Origin of the sequence: Dietzia cercidiphylli (genome assembly GCF_014145145.1) — a bacterium.
Lineage (GTDB): Bacteria > Actinomycetota > Actinomycetes > Mycobacteriales > Mycobacteriaceae > Dietzia > Dietzia natronolimnaea.
In genome coordinates this window covers 1-4,654 of sequence record NZ_JAALEA010000125.1, presented here as the reverse complement: position 1 = coordinate 4,654, position 4,654 = coordinate 1, and the positions used below count along the sequence as shown (strand labels likewise).

The following is a 4,654-nucleotide window of genomic DNA, read 5'->3' as shown; positions in this document are numbered from 1 at the left end:
CGGCACGCGCCGCAGCCGTGGTGTGACGGTCGACGAAGCGCGTCGGGTCCTGCCCCCCGAGCGCGGCCAGAGCGGCACGGGCGGCCCGGAGTGCCGCCTCCACGTCGTCCTCGCAGCCGACGAGCGGGGACACGCCGGCGTCGAGCAGTCGGTCCTGCAGATCCCGGAGGTCGTGCCGGCGCAGGGTCGCGTAGTCGACGAGGTTCAGGGCGCCCCCACGGTGGGTCGGGTCCACCCGCTCCATGTCCCGTGCCCGTCCGGCACGGCCGGGGCCGAGGTCTCCCAGGAGGGAATCGAGTTCGCGGGTCAGGTCGGAGTACACCCGCCCAGTCTCGCCGTCGGAGGCCCGTCGGGACGCCCGGGAACCGAGGTGGAACGGCGAATTCACCTGCCGGACACCCCGTGGGGGTGACGGACCGGCTCTGAGACTGTAGGGTTCTGCTCAGTAGTTGAAAACGTACGTTGTATTTCTGTAGATCCACCGTTCTTGCGAGAGAACGATGCGGCACCGCAGGGAAACACACAGCACGCTCTCTGCTGCATCATCTGGTACTCCGACAAGCGGAGTACCGACTCTCGAAAGGACGCCAATATGGCTACCGGCACCGTGAAGTGGTTCAACGCCGACAAGGGCTTCGGCTTCATCGCCCCCGACGACGGCTCCGCCGACGTCTTCGCGCACTTCTCCGCCATCCAGGGCTCGGGCTACCGCTCGCTCGAGGAGAACCAGCAGGTCTCCTTCGACGTCGCGCAGGGCGCCAAGGGCCTGCAGGCGGAGAACATCACCCCGATGTGATCTGACGTCAGAGAGATCTGACGCCGCATCGACGTGAAGGGCCCGGCCCGGGAGAGATCCCGGCCGGGCCCTTCCGCATGTCCCGAGCACACACCCGCTGACGGGACCGCCTCCCCACCACAGGGTGTGTCTGCCATCCGCCCCTGCTCCCCGTCATCCGCGCGCGCGGATGCCATCCGCCCCTGGCCATGAACAGCGGCCCGCCCCACGGCTCACGCCGGAGTTCATGCCCGGGAGCGGATCGCGCCGAGGCGATCATCCGCGGGAGCGCCTGCCGCCGCCGAGGGGGCGAGCGGGGACGGCAGGGGCAGGCGCGGGGCGGAAAGGGCCGAGAAGGCCGGCCCCGGGACCTCAGATGGGGCAGGCCACGCCGCTACGGACGTGGCAGTCGTAACCGCCGGGGTTCTTGACCAGGTACTGCTGGTGATAGTCCTCGGCGTAGGCGAACTCGCCGGACCGGATCTCTCCGAGCATCCCGAACTCGGTGGTCAGGGGCCCGCGGCCGGCCGCGTCCAGTTCCTTCTCATAGGCGGCCCCCAGTCGACGGGCCGTCTCCAGTTGCGCGGTCGTGGTGGCGAACACCGCGGACCTGTACTGCGTCCCCATGTCGTTGCCCTGCCTCATGCCCTGGGTCGGGTCGTGCCACTCGAAGAACGTGGCGAGCAGTCGCTCGACCGGCAACACCTCGGGGTCGAACACCACCAGGACGGCCTCGGTGTGGCCCGTCGCCCCCGTACACGTCTCCTCGTAGGTGGGATTGGGTGTCCATCCGCCCGCGTAGCCGACGGCCGTGGTCCACACCCCCTCGAGCTGCCAGAGGATCTTCTCCGCACCCCAGAAGCAGCCCATCCCCAGCACCATGGTCTCGTACCCCTCGGGGAACGGCGGCACCATCGGGTTGCCGGTGACGATGTTGGTCGGCGCCACGGCGACCGGTTCGGATCTGCCCGGCAGAGCCGAGTCGGCGTCGATCACCTCGGTCGCCGTGCGCATCGTCGATTGTCTGATCGCGTCCTGTAGCCAGCCCATGGGGCCAGGGTAACCCCGCGGCGGCCGCGTGATCCGGACGTGATGTGACGAACACCATACTTCGCGATAGGGTGGGCCGCAGATCGACCAGTGGGGAGCTCGACGTGACCGCTTCAAAGCCCGCCGCACAGCAGCTGCACGACATTCTCGACCGCGGCTCGTCCCAGCCCTTCGAGGGGTCGGGGTGCAGTGAGCACGTCAGTCACCGGAACCTCGCCGTCAGCGTCCTCACCGCCGCCCTGCTGCTCCTCGCACTCATCGCGATCCTCGCCGTCTGATCGGCGGCCACCCCGTCACGCCAAGCCCTCGCGAGCGACCCTGACCAGTAGCGGAGCCCATGGCGCGCAACGGTCTTCCGGGAGTTGCGCGACGCCCCGGACCTCGGCGGACGTCAGCCAGCGGGCCTCGGCGATCTCCGCCCGGGGCTCCATGTCCTGTTCCGTCTCCGCGGCGAACACCTCGGAGACCAGCCTGAACCCGGGCTCGTTCGCCGTCGCGGTGTCGAACCGCCCGAGCGGGGTCAGGAGTTCCGGGGCGATCGTCAACCCCAGTTCCTCCCCGAGCTCGCGGACCGCGCAGGCCAGCGGGGACTCCCCCGGCTCCCACTTGCCTCCGGGGAGCATGAAGCGGTCCGTGCCCGTCTTGCGCACGGTCACCACGGCCCCGTCCGGCCGGGTCAGGACCACCGCGGAGACGGAGATGACGCGGACAGGGGTCGAACCGGAATGATCCACGCCTCCGATCATGGCAGGTCGGGCGGGTACCCACGGAGCCGCTGCGCCGGTGGCCGACACCGCCGGTGTGCGATCACTATGGTGGGAACCGGACGTCGTGACGGGCGCCATGGGCAGGTCCCACGCGCAGCCCGTCACCCAACTGAGAGGACTCACCACTATGGCCGAGTACGTTCTTCCCGACCTCGCCTACGACTACGGCGCGCTGGAGCCGCACATCTCCGCCGAGATCATGGAGCTCCACCACTCCAAGCACCACGCCACCTACGTCAAGGGCGCCAACGACGCGCTCGAGCAGCTCGCCGCCGCGCGCGAGGACGGCACCATCTCCACCAAGGCTCCGCTGCTCAGCAAGAACCTGGCCTTCCACCTCGGTGGCCACACCAACCACTCGGTGTTCTGGCAGAACATGTCGCCCGACGGGGGCGACAAGCCGGAGGGCGAGCTGGCCTCCGCGATCGACGCCGAGTTCGGTTCGTTCGACAAGTTCCAGGCCCACTTCAACGCCGCCGCCACCACCCTGCAGGGGTCCGGCTGGGCGGTCCTGGGCTGGGACCACATCGGACAGCGCCTGATCATCCAGCAGCTGACCGACCAGCAGGGCAACATCTCGATCAACATGACCCCGCTGCTCATGCTGGACATGTGGGAGCACGCCTTCTACCTCCAGTACAAGAACGTCAAGCCGGACTACGTCAAGGCCTGGTGGAACGTCGTGAACTGGGCGGACGTCGCCGAGCGCTACGCCGCCGCCAAGAGCTGACCACCCCCATACGACGAACGGGCCCCCGTGCAGCCGCGCGGGGGCCCGTCCTCGTTCACAGGGGTACCCGTCCTCGTCGCCCGGGTACCCGTCCTCGTCCACCCGGGGCCCTCCCCGGTCAAGCGTCCAGTTGGGTACTCTGACGTCCCATGAGGTGACCAAGGTCACCAGCCGCCCGAGCACCCTGGGAGCCCGATGCCGATGTCTCACCACGTCACCGACCGCCACGGAGCCGGTCATCGCGGCATCCGGCGCCGCACCGTCCTCGGTGGGGCCGCCGCCCTCGGCAGTGTGGTCGCACTGCACTCCGTCCTGCCCGCGGTCGCGCCCGCGCAGGCCACCCGGATGTACGTGGGGCGGGGCATCGGCGACATGACCGGGGAATCCCTCGGGGCCGGGATGAACGGGTATGCCGACACCGAGCAGCACTCCGTGGGTCTGCATCTGCGGCAGCGGGCCCGGGCGTTCGTCTTCGCCGACTCGCCGTCGTCACCCAGGTTCGTCCACGTGACCGCCGAGATCGGGCTGATCTTCCAGTCCATCCAACAGGAGGTCCTGCGACGCCTGTCCGCGGAGTTCGGCGACACCTATCACGAGGGGAACGTGGTCATCACGGCCACGCACACCCACGCCGCACCCGGCGGGACGTCCGGTCACCCGATGGTCGACCTGTCGATGCTCGGGTTCCGGCCCGTCACCTTCGACGCCAACTGCGCCGGGATCGTCGACGCCGTCAGAATGGCGCACCACGACCTCGCCCCGTCGAGCGTCGGGGTCACCACGGGCCACCTGTACGACGCGGGGGTCAACCGCTCCCGCGGCTCGTTCGACCGGGACACCGCCGACGAACGCGCGCACTTCCCCACCGGCATCGACCCCCGGTCACAGTCCCTGCAGATCACCAGGGGTGAACGGCTCGTCGGGGTGATCAACTGGTTCGCCTCGCACGCCACGTCCATGACCGCCGCCAACGCACTGTCCTCCTCGGACAACAAGGGGTACGCCGCCTGGTACTGGGAGCGCGAGGCCGCGGGCCAGGACTACCTGGCCGGCGGGACCCCGGCACTGGTGACCGCCTTCGCTCAGACCAACCCCGGTGACGTCAGCCCCAACCTCGACCTCGAACCCGGGCGGGGGCCGACGCCGGACGAGTGGCTCAACACCCGTATCAACGGCGAGCGGCAGTTCGCCGCCGCGCGCGACCAGGTGGGCCGGAACGTCCGCCCGCTCGGTGGCGGGATCGACGTCCGCCACCGCTGGGTCGACATGTCGGCGGTCGACGTGCGGCCGGAGTTCACCGGCGACGGCCGCACGCACCGGACCGCGGTGGCG

The 4,654-nt window shown here is 69.7% G+C and carries 6 protein-coding genes and 1 pseudogene; 4 read left to right on the top strand and 3 right to left on the bottom strand.

Going from position 1 to position 4,654, the window contains the following annotated elements:
• Positions 1–322: pseudogene (locus tag G6028_RS05260) on the bottom strand (pyruvate kinase); the annotation flags it as partial.
• A gap of 270 nt (positions 323–592) precedes the next feature.
• Between G6028_RS05260 and G6028_RS05255 the strand changes: the two are divergent.
• Positions 593–796 (top strand): cold-shock protein, encoded by a 204-nt coding sequence (locus tag G6028_RS05255; protein WP_007629661.1) that lies wholly within the window; start codon positions 593–595, stop codon positions 794–796.
• Positions 797–1,147: 351 nt separating this feature from the next.
• Here G6028_RS05255 and msrA read toward each other — a convergent pair whose 3' ends face one another.
• A complete protein-coding gene (gene msrA / locus G6028_RS05250) occupies positions 1,148–1,825 on the bottom strand; it encodes a peptide-methionine (S)-S-oxide reductase MsrA (RefSeq protein WP_182658253.1) in 678 nt (225 codons plus the stop codon).
• 104 nt (positions 1,826–1,929) lie between these two features.
• Between msrA and G6028_RS05245 the strand changes: the two genes are divergently transcribed.
• Entirely contained in the window at positions 1,930–2,103 is a 174-nt protein-coding gene (locus tag G6028_RS05245) for a hypothetical protein (RefSeq protein ID WP_182611188.1), read from the top strand.
• A 15-nt stretch (positions 2,104–2,118) separates the two neighbouring features.
• Here the strand turns inward: G6028_RS05245 and G6028_RS05240 are convergent, their stop codons facing one another.
• Complete coding sequence (locus tag G6028_RS05240) at positions 2,119–2,559, bottom strand: NUDIX hydrolase (RefSeq protein ID WP_259848389.1); 441 nt, start codon at positions 2,557–2,559, stop codon at positions 2,119–2,121.
• A 160-nt stretch (positions 2,560–2,719) separates the two neighbouring features.
• Here G6028_RS05240 and G6028_RS05235 point away from each other — a divergent pair, with 160 nt between their 5' ends.
• Positions 2,720–3,322, top strand: coding sequence for a superoxide dismutase (locus G6028_RS05235; RefSeq protein WP_031265000.1), 603 nt, complete (start codon positions 2,720–2,722; stop codon positions 3,320–3,322).
• 195 nt (positions 3,323–3,517) lie between these two features.
• A partial coding sequence (locus tag G6028_RS05230) for a neutral/alkaline non-lysosomal ceramidase N-terminal domain-containing protein (RefSeq protein WP_182658252.1) occupies positions 3,518–4,654 on the top strand: 1,137 nt, incomplete at its 3' end.

Excerpts from the sequence above, each read along its gene's own strand:
- G6028_RS05255 (WP_007629661.1), top strand. The coding sequence starts at position 593 with ATGGCTACCGGCACCGTGAAGTGGTTCAACGCCGACAAGGGCTTCGGC.
- msrA (WP_182658253.1), bottom strand. The coding sequence starts at position 1,825 with ATGGGCTGGCTACAGGACGCGATCAGACAATCGACGATGCGCACGGCG.
- G6028_RS05235 (WP_031265000.1), top strand. The coding sequence starts at position 2,720 with ATGGCCGAGTACGTTCTTCCCGACCTCGCCTACGACTACGGCGCGCTG.